General features: G+C 36.0%; 17 protein-coding genes. 8 read left to right on the top strand and 9 right to left on the bottom strand.

The genetic code is table 11. The features are described from left to right. Positions 1-383 precede the first annotated feature (383 nt). The 3 genes from ACFINK_RS01770 to ACFINK_RS01760 all read right to left on the bottom strand — a co-directional run bounded on the left by ACFINK_RS01770 (position 384) and on the right by ACFINK_RS01760 (position 5,228). Complete coding sequence (locus tag ACFINK_RS01770) at positions 384-1,958, bottom strand: peptide chain release factor 3 (RefSeq protein ID WP_375638149.1); 1,575 nt, start codon at positions 1,956-1,958, stop codon at positions 384-386. Further along, complete coding sequence (locus ACFINK_RS01765) at positions 1,958-3,619, bottom strand: lysine--tRNA ligase (RefSeq protein WP_375620882.1); 1,662 nt, start codon at positions 3,617-3,619, stop codon at positions 1,958-1,960. The genes ACFINK_RS01770 and ACFINK_RS01765 overlap by 1 nt, the downstream gene beginning before the upstream one ends. A gap of 373 nt (positions 3,620-3,992) precedes the next feature. Continuing rightward, entirely contained in the window at positions 3,993-5,228 is a 1,236-nt protein-coding gene (locus tag ACFINK_RS01760) for an argininosuccinate synthase (protein ID WP_375612782.1), read from the bottom strand. 170 nt (positions 5,229-5,398) lie between these two features. Here ACFINK_RS01760 and ACFINK_RS01755 point away from each other — a divergent pair, with 170 nt between their 5' ends. Beyond that, positions 5,399-6,040: a LysE family translocator gene (locus tag ACFINK_RS01755; RefSeq protein WP_375612781.1), complete on the top strand. Its 642-nt coding sequence runs from the start codon at positions 5,399-5,401 to the stop codon at positions 6,038-6,040. Positions 6,041-6,830: 790 nt separating this feature from the next. Here ACFINK_RS01755 and rlmN read toward each other — a convergent pair. From rlmN to lptC, 6 genes are all read right to left on the bottom strand, one after another. Next, positions 6,831-8,057 (bottom strand): dual-specificity RNA methyltransferase RlmN, encoded by a 1,227-nt coding sequence (gene rlmN, locus ACFINK_RS01750; RefSeq protein WP_375638148.1) that lies wholly within the window; start codon positions 8,055-8,057, stop codon positions 6,831-6,833. A gap of 41 nt (positions 8,058-8,098) precedes the next feature. Then, complete coding sequence (locus ACFINK_RS01745) at positions 8,099-8,602, bottom strand: invasion associated locus B family protein (protein ID WP_375611465.1); 504 nt, start codon at positions 8,600-8,602, stop codon at positions 8,099-8,101. A 1,885-nt stretch (positions 8,603-10,487) separates the two neighbouring features. Further along, a complete protein-coding gene (ptsN, locus tag ACFINK_RS01740) occupies positions 10,488-10,952 on the bottom strand; it encodes a PTS IIA-like nitrogen regulatory protein PtsN (protein ID WP_375638147.1) in 465 nt (154 codons plus the stop codon). 912 nt (positions 10,953-11,864) lie between these two features. Further along, on the bottom strand, positions 11,865-12,659 hold the full coding sequence (gene lptB, locus ACFINK_RS01735) for an LPS export ABC transporter ATP-binding protein (RefSeq protein WP_012754448.1): 795 nt from the start codon (positions 12,657-12,659) through the stop codon (positions 11,865-11,867). A 6-nt stretch (positions 12,660-12,665) separates the two neighbouring features. Beyond that, positions 12,666-13,265: an LptA/OstA family protein gene (locus ACFINK_RS01730; RefSeq protein ID WP_375611352.1), complete on the bottom strand. Its 600-nt coding sequence runs from the start codon at positions 13,263-13,265 to the stop codon at positions 12,666-12,668. Positions 13,266-13,341: 76 nt separating this feature from the next. After that, positions 13,342-13,986, bottom strand: a complete 645-nt coding sequence (lptC, locus tag ACFINK_RS01725; RefSeq protein WP_375611351.1) for an LPS export ABC transporter periplasmic protein LptC — start codon at positions 13,984-13,986, stop codon at positions 13,342-13,344. 183 nt (positions 13,987-14,169) lie between these two features. Here lptC and ihfB point away from each other — a divergent pair, with 183 nt between their 5' ends. From ihfB to ACFINK_RS01690, 7 genes are all read left to right on the top strand, one after another. Further along, positions 14,170-14,448, top strand: coding sequence for an integration host factor subunit beta (gene ihfB / locus ACFINK_RS01720; RefSeq protein ID WP_273790186.1), 279 nt, complete (start codon positions 14,170-14,172; stop codon positions 14,446-14,448). Between the two features lie 7 nt (positions 14,449-14,455). Further along, positions 14,456-14,752, top strand: a complete 297-nt coding sequence (locus ACFINK_RS01715; RefSeq protein ID WP_273790185.1) for a lipopolysaccharide assembly protein LapA domain-containing protein — start codon at positions 14,456-14,458, stop codon at positions 14,750-14,752. 174 nt (positions 14,753-14,926) lie between these two features. Continuing rightward, positions 14,927-15,859: a class I SAM-dependent methyltransferase gene (locus ACFINK_RS01710; RefSeq protein WP_375611350.1), complete on the top strand. Its 933-nt coding sequence runs from the start codon at positions 14,927-14,929 to the stop codon at positions 15,857-15,859. 2 nt (positions 15,860-15,861) lie between these two features. Beyond that, complete coding sequence (locus ACFINK_RS01705; protein WP_375638146.1) at positions 15,862-16,716, top strand: TrmH family RNA methyltransferase; 855 nt, start codon at positions 15,862-15,864, stop codon at positions 16,714-16,716. Further along, positions 16,706-17,209 carry a signal peptidase II gene (lspA, locus tag ACFINK_RS01700; RefSeq protein WP_375611348.1) on the top strand — a complete coding sequence of 168 codons (504 nt, stop codon included), beginning with the start codon at positions 16,706-16,708 and terminating at the stop codon, positions 17,207-17,209. Before ACFINK_RS01705 ends, lspA begins: the two co-directional genes overlap by 11 nt. Positions 17,210-18,330: 1,121 nt before the next feature. Beyond that, entirely contained in the window at positions 18,331-19,104 is a 774-nt protein-coding gene (locus ACFINK_RS01695; protein ID WP_375611347.1) for a Bax inhibitor-1/YccA family protein, read from the top strand. Between the two features lie 112 nt (positions 19,105-19,216). Then, on the top strand, positions 19,217-20,080 hold the full coding sequence (locus tag ACFINK_RS01690) for an endonuclease/exonuclease/phosphatase family protein (RefSeq protein WP_375638145.1): 864 nt from the start codon (positions 19,217-19,219) through the stop codon (positions 20,078-20,080). Positions 20,081-20,084: the final 4 nt, after the last annotated feature.

Genomic DNA, 20,084 nt, shown 5'->3' with positions numbered 1-20,084 from the left:
ATCTCATATTGGGAATAACAAATTTCATCTTATTGATTATTTGCTTTATTTTGACTGTATACAATTTTCATACAAGAAAAAACTGAAAAGCTCTATTTATACAGGAGATTTTTAGCTGACATTCAAAATACTGAAATATATGACCTTGTCTTAAGCTATTGTGAAAAAATATATCAAAATTTTAAAAGACGTTACAATTACAAATATATTATAACTTATTGAATATTATAAAATAAATTTACCGTATTCTTTATACAGTGCAATCTGAAAGTGTTCTTTACATACTCCTTTTGTTTTCAGAAAAAATAACAATATTCAGATCCCCAACTCAATATGAAAAATCATTATCAACCAAATTGTTACATAAAAAATTCTTCTTTATTTTAAGAGCGTACTTGATAATCTTTAAAAGCAGAAAATTTTATTTTAGGAGCTCTTTCTGCTTCATAATTTAATGAAAAATGGTTCTCCGCTAAAAAAACTGGATCACCTTCTAAATCATACGCAATAGCAGAGCGGTGATTGCTGAGAAACTTTTGCAACTCATCTTTGCTCTGCGCTGAAATCCAACGGCATAAATTAAAGCGCGCAGACTCAAAATTCACTGGCAAAGAATATTCTATTTTTAATCGTTCTTTTAAGACATCAATTTGCAAAGCACCAATAACACCAATGAGAGAAGGCGACCCATCATCAGGAATAAACAATTGTACAACCCCTTCTTCAGCCATTTGTTGCAAAGCTTCTTTGAGCTTTTTTGCTTTCATTGGATCGCCTAAACAAACACGACGCAAAATCTCTGGTGCAAAATTTGGTACTCCCTTAAAGAGGATATCTTCTCCTTCAGTCAAAGTATCGCCGATACGCAATGTTCCATGATTAGGGATCCCTACGATATCACCAGCATAGGCTTGATCAGCAATTTGGCGCGAACGCGCAAAGAAAAATTGTGGAGCCGAAAGTGTCATCGGTTTTCCTGTTCGAACCAACTTTGTTTTCATACCACGTTCAAGTGTTCCAGAACATACCCGAAAAAATGCAATACGATCACGATGATTAGGGTCCATATTCGCTTGAATTTTAAAAACAAATCCCGTCATTTTAGGTTCAGTTGCTATGACATTGCGCTGATCTGCACTTTGATCACGAGGACTTTGACCAAAATCTATAAGCGCATTGATCAAATCACGAACACCAAAATTTCGCAAAGCTGAACCAAAATAAACCGGTGTCATATGACCTTCACGGAAAGCTTGAAGATCAAAATTCTTGCAAACACTTTGAGCGAGTTCTACTCCTTCAAGAAAAGTGGAACGTTGATATTGGGGAAGTAAATGGACAACCTCACTGGGATTTGAAACGATCCGCTGTGTTATCTCATCATCTTTTTGGCGAAAACGGTTATGATGAAGGTCATAGGTCCCGACAAAATCTTTACCCGACCCAATGGGCCATGTTATGGGGGCGGTATCAAGAGCAAGCTTTTCTTCAATTTCATCTAAAAGCTCTATAGGATCACGTGCCTCACGATCCATTTTATTGATAAAAGTAACAATAGGAATATCCCGCATCCGACATACTTCAAACAATTTCAGTGTTCTTGGCTCAATTCCGCGTGCCCCATCCAATACCATGATAGCACTATCAACAGCTGTGAGAGTGCGATACGTATCATCCGCAAAGTCCTCATGTCCTGGAGTATCTAGGAGATTAAAAATATGATTTTCATATTCAAACGTCATCACCGAAGTCACAACGGAAATACCACGATCACGCTCAATATTCATCCAATCAGAACGGGTTTGAATACGATCTTTTTTGGCTTTTACTTCTCCTGCAAGTTGAATAGCACCACCAAACAATAAAAGCTTTTCTGTTAATGTTGTTTTCCCCGCATCTGGGTGAGCAATAATTGCAAATGTACGGCGTCGCTTTACTTCCTGCACTCTTCGTTCCATTATTCCTCCACAGGACGTGCAAGTGTTTCAGCAATCAGTGCACGCATTTCATTAATCCCATAAAGCGCTATAAATGATCCCCATCGTGGACCTCGCTCTTGTCCAAGAAGGACTTCATACAACATTTGAAAAAAAACATTAGAAACACCAGGCCCACCTTCAGGGCTTTTTTTGCTATGATCTTGATAGCGTTCCGTTAACCTTGCAACATCAAGAAGCATATTTTGTAATATGTTGCCATCAACAGTTTCAGGTAAATGAGCTAATTTTTCATCAATTTGTGCTAATGTTGCTCGTTCGCTATCATCTGGTATACGAAATTTCTTGTTTGGTTTAACAAAAACATCAAAATATTTAATGGCAAACTTCACCAATTGATCAAGTTCTGGATAAGTTTGTGCATTTGCTTCTTTAGCGTAACGAGAAATAAAACCCCAAAGAACTTCTGCATTCTCTGCATTTGAAGCACTTACCAAATTTAAAAGCATCGCAAAGGATACAGGCAAATCAACCTGCGGTGGACAACCATTATGAATATGCCATACAGGATTACTGAGCCGTTCTTGCCATTTTTGACGACCATAAGCAGAAAGATGAGCATAATATTCATCTACAGCTTTAGGAATAACATCAAAATAAAGCCTTTTTGCTGTTTTAGGTTTTGAAAACATATAAAGCCCTAAACTCTCTGTTGGGGCATAAGTAAGCCATTCATCAATGGTTAAGCCATTTCCCTTGGATTTGGAAATTTTCTGCCCTTTCTCATCTAAAAAGAGCTCATAGTTGAATCCTTCTGGGGGGGTTCCACCTAATACTTTACAAATTTTAGAAGAAAGATTTGTGGAATCGATAAGGTCTTTTCCGGCCATTTCATAATCAATGCTAAGTGCTGTCCAACGCATTGCCCAATCTACCTTCCACTGACACTTAACTTTGCCCCCCGTAACCTCTGTTTCTATGGTTTCTCCTGTTTCAGGTTCAATATAAGTGACAGTCCCTTTTTCAACATTACGCGCAATCATCGGTACCTGTAATACTTTTCCAGAAAAGGGAGAAATCGGTAGAAAGAGTGAATAGGTCGCTTGCCGTTCTTCACCTAATGTTGGTAAAATAATTGCCATAACCTTGTCATAACAGGCAAGGATTTTCAAAAGTGTTTCATCAAAACGACCGGAATTGTAATAATCCGTAGCACTTGCAAATTCATAATCAAAACCAAAACGATCAAGGAAAGCCCGTAACCGCGCATTATTTGCCGCTCCAAAAGAAGGATAATCATCTCCAAAAGGGTCGGGTACACGGCTCAACGGTTGACCAAGATAATGTTCCATCCTCTCGCGATCAGGCACATTCTCAGGAACCTTGCGCAAACCATCCATATCATCAGAAAAACAAAGTAATTTTGTTTTTACTTTATTCTCCGTGAGAATATGAAATGCATGACGCACCATGGTTGTACGTGCAACTTCCCCAAAAGTTCCAATATGCGGTAAACCAGAAGGGCCATAACCTGTTTCAAATATCACACTGTCTGGATAACCCGTTTTTTCATACCGTTTGATAATCTTACGTGCTTCTTCAAATGGCCAAGTTCTCGATTGAGAAGCTGCATCTTTTAATTCAGGCGTAAGGTTGAGGGTATCACACTGATCACGCATCATTATTTATCCTAAAAATTACACTCTTTCAAAATAGGGTGTATGGTTCTTGAATTTATTCGTCAATAATAGCAAGCAAAAAGATGAAAATTTCTTTATACTCTTAAGTCACTATACAAAAACCGCCCTCGTTATAAATATATTTTGTTCTGATAAAAATCAAAAACATTCAATATTATAAAGCAAAATTGACCTGTTTTGATTATCGAAGCCTTCATTGCTATTATTATCATGGGTTTTGCTTATTATATTTATTAGCGCAGAAGATAAGCTTCTAGTATTGAACGAAAGAACGGTAAAAACCAACAGAAAAATGCTTAAACTAGGCATTTCATACAAAAGCACTAATCCATATTACACTTGTCACCGTAATTTTCTATTTCTTTTCTTTATCACCTTGATGACGCATTGCTAATGTACGCAAACGTAGAGCATTTAATTTAATAAAACCAGTTGCATCTCTTTGATCATAAACACCTTGATCATCCTCGAAAGTTACTAACTCACTGGAATAAAGTGATTTTTTACTTTGGCGCCCTTCAATAATTACATTCCCCTTATAAAGCTTTAACGTGACTTCACCTTCAACATGTTCTTGAGATAAATCAATAGCTGCCTGCAACATCTTACGTTCCGGCGAAAACCAAAATCCATAATAAATGAGTTCTGCATAACGTGGCATCAATTCATCTTTTAAATGAGCTGCGCCACGATCTAACGTTAAAGATTCTATAGCTCTGTGAGCCGTCAAAAGAATGGTTCCACCTGGTGTTTCATAAATACCCCGTGATTTCATACCCACAAAGCGATTTTCTACCAAATCTAACCGACCAATACCATTATCGCGCCCATAATGATTTAACTCTGCAAGTAAAGTTGCAGGTGATAAATTTTTTCCATTGATTGAAACAGCATCGCCTTTTTTAAAGCCAAGAGTAATTCTGGTTGCTTGATCTGGAGCATCTTCCGGCGAAAGAGTACGCATATGGACATATTCAGGAGCAGGAAGTGCTGGATCTTCTAAAATCTTTCCTTCTGATGAAGAATGCAATAAATTTGCATCCACTGAAAAAGGCGCTTCACCTTGCTTATCCTTTTCTACAGGAATTTGATGAATACGAGCAAATTCAAAGAGATCTGTCCGACTCTTAAAATCCCAATCACGCCATGGAGCAATAATCTTTATATCAGGATTAAGCGCATAAGCGGAAAGCTCAAAGCGTACCTGATCATTGCCTTTTCCTGTTGCTCCATGAGCAATGGCATCTGCCCCTGTTTCCTCAGCAATTTCAATAAGGCGTTTTGAAATAAGTGGACGTGCAATTGATGTTCCTAAAAGATAAGTCCCCTCATAAACGGTATTGGCTCGAAACATCGGAAACACAAAATCACGCACAAATTCTTCGCGCAAATCTTCAATGTAGATCTCTTTAACACCTAGCATTTCAGCTTTACGACGAGCAAGTTCTAGCTCTTCCCCCTGCCCCAAATCTGCTGTAAAAGTTACAACTTCAACACCTAGCGCACTTTGCAACCATTTAAGAATAATTGACGTATCCAATCCACCTGAATAAGCCAAAACAACTTTTCTAATATTTTGCCACTTTTTCATTTTAACGTTCTATATGAGCTACTTTTTTATTTCTACCCAAAAATCAAAACGATGCAAGAAATATAAAAATAAATTCTTTTTAAGCAACATTAAAAAGACGCAAAAAGCGTAAATAAAGGTGCCTCAAAGTATAAATAGTGAACACTGCTTAAAAATAAAAGGAGATTTACGTGTCATTTCTACCGGAGTGGTCTATTGTTGTACAATTTGCTTTAGCATCGTTGATTTTAGCACTTATTCCAGGACCAGATATGATGCTTTCTGTAGGACGAACCATTACACAAAGCAAAAAAGCTGGAATTATGTGCGCCTTGGGTAGTGCAACAGGGTTTGCCATTCAGGTTACCGCTGTAGCACTTGGCTTATCAGCGCTTATTTTTGCTGCACCACATACTTTTGTTCTTCTGAAAATTGTTGGCGCCTTTTATCTTTTATGGTTTTCCTTTCAAGCTTTACGGAGAAACCCCACTTTTTCCTTTGAACAGACATCTTCTAAATCTCAAAGCGCTAAACGTAACTATCTTGCTGGTATTGGAATTAATCTTCTCAATCCTAAAGTTATACTCTTTAACGCGACATTCTTACCACAATTTATCAATGCGAATGATCCTATGGCAACACAAAAATTGCTCTTTTTAGGACTCTCTTATATTCCTATTTCTTTCCCCATTACAATTGCAATCGTTTTTACAGCGCATAAACTTACCAAAACTCTCAAAAAGAACCCTCTTTATATTCGCTTTCTCGACTGGCTTATTGCTGGTACTTTTACCAGCTTTGCCCTCCATCTCCTTGTGGTTACAAAACATTGATTTATACGTGTAATGTATCGCTTTTAATTTAAATAAAAAAAACAAATATTATAAGATTTTTTCATTTCAAACCTGTTTGTTTTGGATAAAACAATACCTTTCCTTTGTACATCACAAGAGAAGCTGGAGTTTTCGTATGGATAAAAACTATCTAAGAAAAGAATAAAAACACCTCTTATAAACCATCTCAAGTACTAAAAGCTGTTACAACATTGGGAGCTGAAAAATAGAATGGTGGTACCAATTTACACCTTTATTAAACATAAAGGTGTAGGAGTACAATACATTCACAGAAGCTTTTTGTTATACTCCTCACAAGCATTATCGTGATATGAAGAGTGTACTAAGAGATACTTAAAAAACATATCAATGGATAACTCAATGGTATTTATATTTTAGATCCTCTGTTTTGCTTGTGATGCGTGATCTTATTTAAGAAAATAATAAACAAAAGCATGAGGCAGTGCACAATCTCCACTTTTTAAAAGATATTACCGTAGATGCTTTTAAAAGACATAAAACCGAATTAACGAGTATGATAATAAGGTAGAAATTAGTTATAATCCTTAAGACCTCATATTCCCTCTAAATTAGGTTTCCTTCTTATTTCAGAGATTATGTAAACAGACTATAGACAATCTCTTACCCCATTTAGCATATAAACGCTGAAACTGTTCGTCTAGCACTTATCCATCTTAATCTCTGTCTCACATATGCCATCGCATGAAGTTTGGATATTAAATTACAAACAAAAAAGTATAGGCCTCGATATCGCTGAAAATTGCGTTACCTAATGACCAATGGCATTTTCAAGTCGTAAACGTTCAGATTTACGTAAGCGCTCTGAAGCTGATTTAAGCTGTCCACATGCAGCTAAAATATCGCGTCCACGCGGTATCCGAATAGGAGAAGCATAGCCCGCTTGATTAACGACATCAGCAAAACGCTCGATTTGCTCCCAATCAGAACATTGATAATTACTCCCTGGCCACGGATTAAAAGGGATTAAATTAATCTTAGCAGGAATCCCTTTCAATAACTGAATCAATCGCTTAGCATCATCTAAACTATCATTGATATCTTTCAGCATAACATATTCAAATGTGATTCGTTTTGCATTGGAAAGACCAGGATAATTACGGCAAGCCTCCATTAGTAAAGCAAGCGGATATTTTTTATTAATGGGAACAAGCATATCCCTTAGTGTATCGTGTACTGCGTGGAGTGAAATTGCTAACATAACACCAATTTCTTCTCCAGTTCGGATAATTCCAGGAACAACTCCACTAGTTGAAAGCGTAATTCGACGTTTTGATAAAGAAAGTCCATCGCCATCAGAGGCAATCAATAAAGCTTTTTTAACAGCTTCAAAATTATAAAGAGGTTCTCCCATTCCCATCATAACAATATTGGTAATTTTTCGTCCTTCAATGGGAACAATTGCTCCATCAGGGGTATTCTTATCAGGAAAATCACCCAAACAATCACGTGCAACCAATAATTGTGCCAAAATTTCTTCTGCGGTCAGATTACGAACAAGCGTCTGCGTTCCCGTATGGCAAAAAGAGCAGGTTAACGTACACCCTACTTGCGATGAAAGACATAAAGTACCACGTCCTTCTTCAGGGATATAAACCGTTTCAATTTCAACAGGCCTTCCAGCTCCACGTGCAGGAAAACGTAAGAGCCATTTACGCGTACCATCTTTTGATATTTGTTCTCCAACAATTTCTGGGCGCGCAATGGAGAAATGACACTTAAGTGTTTCTTGCATTGCTTTAGAAATATTCAGCATCTCATCAAAATTTGAAACACCACGCACATAAAGCCAATGCCAAAGCTGACGCACACGCATACGCGTTTGATGCTCTGGTACACCAACTGTCTTTAAAGCTTGCATCATTTCATCTTGCGACAAACCAATTAAAGAGAGCTTAGAACTCTCCTTCACGACCACATTATCTGTTTTTCGTGCAAAACATGAACCAACTGGTCTAAGGTCATAAGAAATGGCCATTGCTTTCCAATTCACATCACTATTTTAGAGTTATCGAAACCTTAATGGCACTTTTGAGCTGCATTTAATGCAGCAGTGACCCCTTTTAAGGAATAAGTATAAGTGGTATGCGTTCCTCGTTTTGATATCGCTTGCACTGTCATATTGCTTCCAGCACGCATAGCAGAAACAAGCTGCTTTTCTAGCTCTGATGACGCCAGCCAAGCTGAGGAATCTTTCGTGAAAAAATCAAAGTCCTTACCTCCAATGGTCACTGTCACTCTCGACCCTTCTTGAAGGGTATAACCAGCCATAAACTGCGGTTCAAACGAAATAGGTGAATGAGAACGCTTGGTAACCAAGAAAAAGTTATCACCATGATTAACTGTCGTTGGAAGAGCCTTCAAAGGTACCGATAACACATAGCAAATCGTATTTTTGGGCGATTTATAAGAATAGGCTCCCCACGCTTCAAATTGATTTAAACGGCTTGGCGTTTGTGCATATGCCACTCCCGCTGTAACAAGAACCATTACAGATGCAGCAATAACAGTCTTTTCAAACATCTTCATTTAGCTCACTTCTTTAGTCTCTAACAAGATTTTCTTCATTGGAAAAATTCAACAAAAACTCCTCGATATTCATGTGTTATTGTCCTAATTCCTTCAATAAGCGAAATATTTTCACACTAATCAAAATAGATTTCTACGTTTCATTGTGACCTTTTAATCGTTACCAAAACATAAACTTCTTATTCAATAACCACATTAAAAAATAATATCTTCATTTTACGCTACTTATTTCGTTTTTGTATAAAAAACGATTTCTTTAAGCTATAGAACTTCAAAACGAGATGAAAATATACCATCACTCTGTTAAGAAATAAACCATACTCTTTATATCACAAGCAATCTGATGCAAAATTTTGAAAATACACCCCGGACTCCCCGCAAAAAAGCTTAATCGCCTTACGAATATCACTTCTCGACTTTATGCATTCAATACATTTATGTTCGCAGAATACTCCATCTTTTACTCATTATAGTGCATTCATATTTCGTATTCAATATCGTCCCGATAACACTTTTTCTCAATCTTCAAAAGACCTTGTAAAAATAATAAAATATTATCAAGATATTAATAATAAAACATAAAGAATTTAGATTCTATCTCAATAATCACATACAATTTTGTTTCTTTTGATCTTATTTCCCTATATACTTCATCTCCAATTATTAATTTCTAAAATGATTTTAGTAGCTTATAATAGCTTAATCGTATTATTTTAATGTATTAGACGATATTTTTCTTTCTGTTATAAAAAACTTCTTAAGAATTCTTTGGGAAAGTCTCCTTATCTTATTTCTAAGTAATTTATAAAAAGAAATATAAAACTTTTTTCTATAGCAGTTCTAACATTACCGTTTTTTAAACAATATTTTAATCAATTAAAGACACTTAAATAAATCTTCCTATGCATAAAAACTCTTTCACCCAACCTAAAGGTATAATTTTCATTCTTACCGTACAAAATTGTTCTTTAGCATGAGCTCTATACAACAGCAGACATCTAAATCATATCTATAAAATAGTTGATCTCTCCACTTGTGAAGAAGAAAGCTGGCACCATAACACTATTTTCCAGCTCCCAATGTTTTGCACAACTCTCGATACTTTAGACGATTCATAGGAAGCATTTTTACCCCTTTCTTGTACAGTTTTTATCCACACGCTAATTCCGTTTACAACGTGCAAGGAAATGGTTTTGATTGATTCAACATAAACAAGTTTGGAATGAGAGAATTTTACAATATTCGGATCTCTCATCCAACATGCGAAATAGTGAATTATATTTAAAATCAATATCTTGCTATACTGAAGATACAATATATCTCTTATTTCTTCTTGAGCATTAAAATATTATCCCTAAACACTCAAACTCAACTTACAAAAAAATTCAATGCACAAATAAACTTTTCTGTTGATTTCTTTCCCGCTTTCAAAGGACGAAGATTCTTAATCCAATCTGGACTGAAAAAGTTTGGATTCTTGTCGAGCGATCTCCTCTTTTCTTCCCACTCATGTGATTCACTTAACTAAAGGCTCTACAGACAAGTCCTGTTTAAAAATATTTACCACGCACTCTAAAAGCACTTAATATATTAAGAAGACTTACAGAATTTATCTCACCATATCTCAAATGATAGTGTTTTTACAGTATAACAGGATAAAAGAATCCACGAACATAATAATTAGATGCTTTAATATACGAGAACAAGAAAGGAAAAGCCCTTCGTTTTTGTTGGTTGCTCTTTAAAAAGAAGGTTCAATTAGAAGTAATTTTCTTAAATCTCATGACATAACCTTTTATTATTAGTCTTAAGATGCAAATTATATTATTTCCTACGCTCTGTAGTGCATACCTCGCAATTTATACGCTCATAATAACTTTTAAGCTGCATTTGATTCTGAAGTTTGAATCAATAAAGCATAAAGCGCATTGGCATTATGCGTACTGCGCAACTTTTGTACAACTTCAGTGTGACGCAAAACACGTGCGATCTGTGATAAAGCTTTTAAGTGATCTGCACCAGCATTTTCAGGTGCTAAAAGGAGAAAAACGAGATCTATAGGTTCGTCGTCAAGAGCTTCAAAATCAACAGGACTTTCAAGACGTGCAAATATACCAATGATCCGATTAATATCAGGTAATTTTCCATGAGGAATCGCAATACCTCCACCCAAACCCGTTGAACCAAGCTTCTCGCGTTGTAAAACAACATCAAAAATCACATGCTCACTAAGACCTGTTAGCTTGGAAGCTTTTTCGGCTAAAATTTGCAGAACCTGTTTTTTCGAATTAGCCTTAAGAGCCGGAATGATCGCTTCCGGTGCTATTAACTCACTCAAATTCATACTTTAATTTTCCTCTTACACGCTAAAATGCTCATCAATAAACCTATAAACGCTATAGATACTTAATGTTCTTTCACTTTTCGCAACATCGCATGTGTTTTTACTTTTCAATTTATAATGGGTGATGGCTCAATACATCTCATATCACTTCTAAAACAATAATAAATAGTATTCGGATCATCATTAACGGCATGAGAAACCAAACAAATGAAGTTGTTCATAAAGTTAATTTCCTTACGACTCTAGAAAAGGCCATTATTCATAAACTTATTAAACTTGTCATAAGAGTTGATGTATAATCCGCCATCAGAGTTTTTCTTTCTTTAAACAATGAGCCCTTAAATTAAGATGAAAAGCATACTGAGCAAAATGGACCTTTACTTTGAAAATTACTGTATAGCTTGAACATCGACTTATAACAAGAATATAAAGATTTTTAGAAATTTAATGATTATTTTAAAAGATTTATAGATTTAGCCTGATATCTGTAGCCAAGCTCCTATTTTCAAATAGGCGATATAAACCAATAAAATACGACAACTCCTATTGAATAACCGCAATATATAAACCGGTGCTCCCATCAAAATACCTAAAACAGCATCATCGATATATTTTTTGATTCGACAGAGAAAAATATGATAAATATCTCTTACCTTTCAATAACACACGCATTTATTGAGAGCTTCGTTTATCACTCATTATCACGTTAATCTAGTGATATCTTTTCTATGATACAATTATGAGTAAGCTAAACTTATAAAACAACAAACTAACCTCTAATGATGAAGCCTTTTTCACCACTCAATAACAACATTAAGGTTATAGTCATAAAAGAAGTTTTGGCATAAATAAGGAAATTTTCAGTAATAATGTTTGGTTAAACTTAAATGGAAACTCGTGAAAGCTGTAAAATCAAAGAGAAAACTGATTTCCCAAATAAATTCTGCGTACATCAACGTTGTTGATAATATCGTTAGGACAACCGTGAACTAACACCCGCCCTGTATGAATAATATAAGCGCGATCGACAAGCCCTAATGTCTCACGCACATTATGATCCGTTATTAAAACACCAATGCCACGCCTCGTTAAATGACGAATAAGTTGTTGAATATCGAAAATAGCGATAGGATCAATTCCTGCAAATGGTTCATCAAGTAACATAAAATGGGGACGAGAAGCTAAAGCGCGCGCAATTTCAAGTCGCCGACGTTCACCTCCAGATAACGAAAGTGCAGACATTTTACGTAAATGATCAATTTTAAATTCATGTAAAAGGCTATCTAACTCTTCACGTTGTTTAAGGCGATCTTTTTCAACGACCTCTAAAACAGCTTTAATGTTATTTTCTACTGAAAGACCACGAAAAATAGACGCTTCCTGTGGAAGATATCCAATACCTAAACGCGCACGTCGATACATCGGAAGATGCGTAATATCAAATCCATCAATTTTAATGGATCCTCCATCAGATTTTATAAGCCCTGTCACCATATAAAAACAAGTTGTTTTACCTGCCCCATTGGGCCCTAAAATGCCAACGGCTTCTCCCGTACGAATGCCAAAAGAAACACCATTAACAGTTCGTCTTCCTCGATAAACTTTAATCAAATTACTGGCAATCAAGGTCCCTTTTAAGGGATTTTTTGAAGCTTCACTTTCAAGATTATACCTATCGGTCTGTTTTTTTCTTTTGATTCCAAACATGAAATCTTAATGACCATTCTTTTGATTTTGTTTTAAAATAATAGAAACACGACCTTTTTTCTTAGGCGTCTCACAACCTTCTAAAAAAGCCTTTCCGCTTTCCATATTTGCCGTTAGTTTGCACCCCGTTGCCACATTGTCACCATCAGTTAACACAACATGATTCCCTGTCAAACTCATCATTTTTGACTTTCCATCAAAAACGCCTTTATCACCCGTAGCAACTTGCGTAGCAATTTTTATATAAACTTTTCCTAAAGCTTCCATTTTTTGTATACTCGACGAACCAAATAAAGAAACAGATGATGCCTTTGTATCTTCCTTGTTTTTATCAATTTCTTTATATGCTTTATCGTAGTAAACAACTAATTCTGCCGTTTTTAAAAGACGTTTACCTTGTACCACTGAAACATCACCCTTAAAAAGCGCTATCCCTTCTTTATCACGTATTTCCAAAGAATCTGCATGAAGTTCTACCGGTTCTTTATCGCTTGATAGACTTATTCCAAAATGAGCCACTTCAGCATATCCTAAAACTGCTCCTTCTCCTAACATTCCCATGCTAAAAGCTAACATCACACCTATCCATCTTTTGTACGATTTCATTATTTCAATTCTTCTGTTTGTATATACACATACTTCTCTTTATAAATATCCTTTAAAGATTTGTATTGATATTGCGTTATTGCTTTTGAAGCACTAAATGCACACCACCATGGAAATATATGTTTTTTCCTTTTTCTCGAATTTGTAAGGCGTTTGCGGCAAGATTCAAACCGGCTTGCTGAATATTAACACGTTGATCTGTTTTTAACTGTCCCTCGGATAAGTTAATACTAGCTGACATAAATTGTACCATCATCCCATCATTCGTCGTAATCGTGAATGGCTTATCCAACTGTAAAAAACCATTAATGTTATCGTAAACCCCCCCTTGTGCGACGAGAAAAACCTGTCTTTGTTGGCCCATAAATGCTCTAGCTGTAATGTTTTGCAACCCAATCATTCCAGCGTGGGTATGATCTTGAAATGCCTTTTCTGCTTTAAGCCAATAAGGTTCATGAGCACGCGTATACCCTTCTAATTTTGGATTGAGCATCGTCAAATTCATCACGCCACTTTCTCCATTATTCAAAGGCATAGAATCAGAAGTAACGGGAACCAAGAAAAACGTAAACCAGCAAAAAACCAGCGCTGAAATCAACGCTAAGAGAGGTAAAAAAATTTTTAATATGCTAATGCGACGCGAATGACGGGATGCTTTTTTTAAAACATCTCCAAAAGATGATTGCGTTGAAAAGGCTTTATAATGATTGTGTACGGACATACTCTCCTGATCTCTTAAATCCTCCGCATTTTTAATCTGTATACCCTTTATAGAAGGTATTTTCAAATTTTGTTTCTTGCAATTTGTTTTTTCTTGATTTTATTTTGCTTTTATCCGTTTATATATTGTAATATGCATGGAGTGCACAATTACAAAATTTTTTTGTGTGAAAGTGAGGCTATTGTGGTAAAATCAGAGCTTGTACAAATTATCGCTCGTCATAACCCGCATCTTTTTCAACGGGATGTGGAGAATATTGTAAACGCTATTTTTGAGGAAATTGCAACAGCACTTGCAAATGGCAATCGCGTTGAACTTCGTGGATTTGGAGCTTTTTCTGTAAAAAGCCGTTCAGCCCGTAATGGACGTAACCCACGAACAGGTGAAGCCGTTTCTGTTGAAGAAAAGTGGATTCCTTTTTTTAAAACTGGCAAGGATTTACGCGACCGTCTTAATCAGTGAGAAACTTATGATAATTAAACGTATTCTTCTAACAAGTATCGGTGTGATTCTCGCAGCGGTTTTGATTGTTTTTATCGTGGCTAATCGTCAAATGGTTCCGTTAACCCTTGATCCTTTTCGAGCAAATCCTGAAAGTTTTACTTATCATGCTCCCCTCTTTATATGGCTCTTTATTTTCTTTGGTTTTGGTATTTTATTAGGAAATCTGATCAGTTGGTTTTCCTATCACAAATACAAAAAAGCTCTCAAAAAAAGTAAAGCCGAGATTGAAAAATTGAAAACATCTATCACAAATTTGGTGTAATGGTATTTAAATGAAATCTTTTCTCTCTGTATTCTATATTCAGTACAGAGTTAAAAGTGCTCTTTTTCTTTTTTTTATACATTGTTTTAATTGACTTTAGCTTTTTTGCACTTTTACGAAACATTTAAGAGCTTTATAATATATTTTTATACCTCATATACCGTGATACAAAACATGCCTGCACAATGCTTTCAATTCTCCCATAACAATAGATATCCGCAGGAAAAGCTGCCCCTTATTTTAGAAACGGGTATAAGCGAAAACTATGCTCTCATTGATTCTGGTCATGGACAAAAATTAGAACGTTATGGAGCTTACCGCATTATTCGACCAGAAGGTCAAGCACTATGGAAACCCGCTTTACCACAAAAACAATGGGCTGATGTTGATGCTATTTTCACAGGAAACCTTGATGAAGAAGGGGTTGGGCGTTGGCATTTTCCTAAAAAGCCACTTGATGAAACATGGGTTCTTGCTTGGAATGGATTGTCTTTTCTAGGCCGTTTTACTTCCTTTCGTCATGTGGGGGTTTTTCCTGAACAAGATGCCCATTGGCGCTCTATGGAAGAACAAATTGTTAAAGCCGAACGCCCTATAAAATTGTTGAATCTTTTTGGCTATACAGGTATTGCCTCTTTGATTGGAGCACGAGCGGGTGCGAATGTTACCCATGTTGATGCTTCTAAAAAAGCCATTGCGTGGGCAAAAGCTAATCAAGAAAGAGCAGGATTACCAGATCATTCTATTCGCTGGATTTGCGATGATGCTATGAAATTTGTCGAGCGTGAACTGCGTCGTAAAAAAAGCTATGATATGATTCTTCTTGATCCCCCTGCTTATGGGCGTGGACCCCATGGTGAAATTTGGCAACTGTTTGATCATTTACCCGCCATGATCACAAATTGTCGTAAACTTCTCTCTGATAAACCGCTCTCTGTTGTCCTTACAGCTTATTCTATTCGTGCTTCCTTCTTTGCACTTCATGCTTTAATGCGTGATGCATTTGTAAATCTTGGTGGTACGGTCGAATCAGGAGAACTCATTTTGCGTGAAGAAGTTGCAGGACGTGCTCTTTCTACTTCTCTTTTTAGCCGTTGGATTGCTTGAATATGTGTAGACCCAGAACTGGTAGAGTGAAAGAAATTACCTCTCTTAGCAACCCCATCATAAAAAATCTTAAAGCACTTAGCCAAAAGAAAAACCGTAATAGAGAAGGTCTTTTCATGGCAGAAGGATTGAAATTGGTCATTGATGCTCTCAATCTTGGCTGGACAATACAGACGCTTATTTTTTCTAAAAGTGAAATCGGTAATGCTACTATCGAAAATACTGCCGCACGTGCTGTAGCCAACGGTGGTTTTGTTATTAAAGCCTCACAAAAGGTTATGGAATCACTTACCCGACGCGATAATCCACAAACAGTTATTGGTATTTTCAAGCAAAAATGGCACTCTTTTGAAATGATAAAAGGGCAGATTAAAGATGTTTACATCGCGCTTGATCGTGTACGTGATCCTGGAAACCTTGGTACCATTATTCGAACCGCTGATGCTGTAGGTGCTAAAGGTGTTATTTTAATTGGCGAGACAACAGACCCTTTCTCGCCTGAAACAGTCCGCGCAACCATGGGATCTATTTTCTCTGTACCACTTTATCGTTTTGATGAAAACGGCTTTTTAAACTGGTCTTCTCACTTTAAAGGTATGATTGTTGGAACACACCTCAAAGGTTCTCTGGATTATCGCACACTTGACTTCAAAAATGGCCCTATTATCCTTTTAATGGGGAATGAAAAACAGGGATTATCAGATCTTCTTACGAATCGGTGTGATAAACTTACGCGTATTCCACAAAGCGGACGAGCAGACTCGCTTAATCTAGCTGTAGCAACAGCTGTTATGCTTTATGAAATCCGTCGCCCCTATTTAATACTTGAACCATGTGAGGAAAAACATGATTCGTAAATCACTCCCTTTTCTTCTCTTGGGCTTGGCTTTTACAGTAGTACTTGATCAAGCTGTCAAATACTGGGTTATGCACAATATGCCTTTAGGAACAGAAATTTCGCTTATTCCTTTTCTTTCCCTTTATCATGTGCGCAATTCTGGCATTGCATTTTCGTTTTTTTCTTCCTTTTCTCAGTGGGGAATCATCGCCATCACGATCATTGTGATTATCTTTCTTCTATGGTTATGGAAAAATACTGAATATAATAAGTCTTTAATGCGCTTTGGCCTTATTCTTATTATTGGGGGAGCCATCGGCAATCTCATTGATCGTATTCGCTTTCATCATGTCACTGATTATATACTTTTTCATATTGATGATATTTTTTATTTTGCTATTTTCAACCTTGCAGATAGTTTTATCACTCTCGGTGTTATTGCCATCCTTATTGAAGAATTGCGTACTTGGATGAAAGCAAGGCGTCATTCCAATAGTACATCTTCTCACTGATATGTTCAGTGCCTTAGAAAACAGAGATTATTGACCATCACAAGTCTGATTACGCATTGATTTCTCTTAATCAATTCTTGTTGCTCGTCATTTCACGTGTTTCTCTTCATGGGACTATAAGATCTTACTTTCTTTTCAACTTTACATTTCTACACTTAGTTAGTGCAAAAGAAATGAACTCAAATAGAATCAATATTTTTTATCCATGTGTCCTACATCACAATTTTTGAGGAGACATTTCACAGCATTCGAAGTTCTGTTTATTTGATTAGAACAATTGCTTTTCGTATGTTTTTTAGTTTTTACAGATATCGATTTTACAGAGCCTTTCTTAAGTGCTTCGTTTAAAAACTCTCCTTTTTTATTTTATATATTGTTTAATAAAAAACATTTTTTCAACTATTTTCAATGGTGTCTTGTTAAAGCAACATATTGATTATAAATATAAATTACCGTTTTTCATATTGAATAAAAGCCCTTACTATTCTAAATCTCTTTTATTTGGAATCTGTTCATGTTGAATCCATTAAAACCATGTCTCTTGCAAGACACAAGCAAGTCAATAATCTTGATTGATTTAATATGAACAGATTTTCAACCAGAGAATCTTGCGATATTCGGAGTATCATTTAGCATTCAAAAAGACAATTTATCATTATACATCAATATATTATAAAAAATCCAATTCAATAGCTCTTATAACCGTGCAAAACAGATGCAATATTGGAGGTTGAAATAGTGTGATGATACTTGCCGCTCTTCTCATAAACGCAAAAATAGTGAATATTTTATAAGGGATTGTATTACATAGTTTTTGTGAAAATAGAAAAAATTTTGAGTGTAGTCTTTTTATCTTGCAAAAATATGGCAAAAAATGGGAATATTTTTTATTAAAATGAACTATTTCCTTACCAATTTGTAAGGTTCCTTCTTCATATAAATCTCTTGTAATTTTTAAATAAATCTCCATAATAAGAGCATATATGCTGGAATTCTGTCAGTGATTCTTAAGGGTTTTTGTATTTGCCCAATTAAGGCTTATACCAAGCTTATCTGTGTAATGACAGAGACACCTTTAAAGCCCTATACCTGACAGAACATATGCTAAAGGATTTTATATTATGGCTAATTTTAAAGATTTACGTTCGGCACCTGCTTCTCATGCCGATGCATCAATTGATCAGGGATTACGCGACTATATGTTGGGTGTCTACAATGCAATGGCCATTGGTTTGCTTATTACAGCTGCTGCCGCTTATGCAATTGTATCATTAGCAACGACAACAGATATGAGCCAAGCAGCAGCTCAAATCAATAGCAGTGTTTATCTAACACCATTTGGAGTAACATTTTATACATCGCCATTCTCTTATATTGTTATGTTTGCACCACTCATAGCAGTCTTATTTCTCAGTTTTAAAATTAATACATTGAGCACAAATGCTGCTCGTAGTCTCTTTTTTGGTTATGCTGCTCTGGTTGGTCTTTCACTGTCTTCAATCGTTTTGCGCTATACGACAGAAAGTGTTGTGCAAACCTTTGTCATTTCCGCCGCAACTTTTGGAGCTCTTTCACTTTATGGATACACAACAAAGCGTGATCTCACAGCAATCGGTTCATTCTTATTCATTGGATTGATCGGCTTGTTGCTTTCCATGATTGTGAACATTTTTCTTGGATCAAGCGCTTTGCAGTTTGCTATCTCTGTGATTGGTGTTTTTATCTTTGCTGGTTTAACAGCCTACGATACCCAGAGCATTAAGTTGATGTATTATGAAGGAGATGAAAGCGATACCAGAGGACGTAAAGTTATTATGGGCGCGCTGAATCTTTATCTTGATTTCATCAATATGTTTGTCTTCTTGCTACAGTTTCTTGGCTCAAACCGTGATTGATTGCAAAAATCATTACTTAATTAAAGAACCTTGTTTCTAAAAGAAACAAGGTTCTTTTGTTTTTAGTGTAAATCTTTACCCTCTGCTTCTTAGAAACTATTCTTTTCGCAAAATGACAAAAATCCCTTATAAGCAAAAATTCCCTTGGTTTACCGGTTTTATCCAACAAAAACTCCATAGCTCCTTTTTAAATACAATTCATAGCCGCTCTCATCATCAATCAAACATTGTCAATCAAAATAGTAATTATGATCTGACCGTTGCTTCCTATAATGTGCATAAATGTGTAGGTGTTGATAAAGTTTTTAATCCTACAAGAATTGTCCGTGTTATTACTGAATTACAAGTTGATATCCTTGCTCTTCAAGAAGCAGATAAACGTTTTGGGGAACGCATCGGTTTGATTAATCTTCAGCTATTAAAAGCTGAAACCGGTTTGATTCCTGTACCTCTTAATACTATGTCACCTCATGGCCATGGTTGGCATGGGAATGCTCTTTTTTTGCGAAAGGGATATGTACGTAATACTTTACAAGTCACTCTTCCTAGTATTGAACCACGTGGGGCTGTAATTGTAGAGTTGGAAATGGCAGCAGGACCTATTCGTATTATTGCGGCTCATTTTGGATTATTACGTTACTCTCGTAAACAACAAACAAAAATGCTCCTTGAAATTTTCCAAAAACGCCCCCTTATGCCTACACTCCTCATAGGAGATTTTAATGAATGGCGAATGGGAAAAGGCTCATCTTTAAATCATTTTTTTCCCTATTTTGATAGCACTTTTGAAGTTGTACCAAGCTTTCCCTCTCGTTTTCCTTTGTTAGCCCTTGATAGAGTTTTTTCTTTTCCCCACCAATTGGTAACAAGTATTGAAAATCATTATTCACCACTTGCACGCATTGCTTCAGATCATTTGCCTATCAAAGCCTATCTTAATCTTTCCAACGCAATCAATATTCTTAAAAATAAATAAAAAA

Source organism: Bartonella sp. AA16NXGY, assembly GCF_042197325.1.
Taxonomy (GTDB): domain Bacteria; phylum Pseudomonadota; class Alphaproteobacteria; order Rhizobiales; family Rhizobiaceae; genus Bartonella.
The sequence above is the reverse complement of the archived record's forward strand: the minus strand, read 5'-3'. Positions and strand labels throughout refer to the sequence as shown.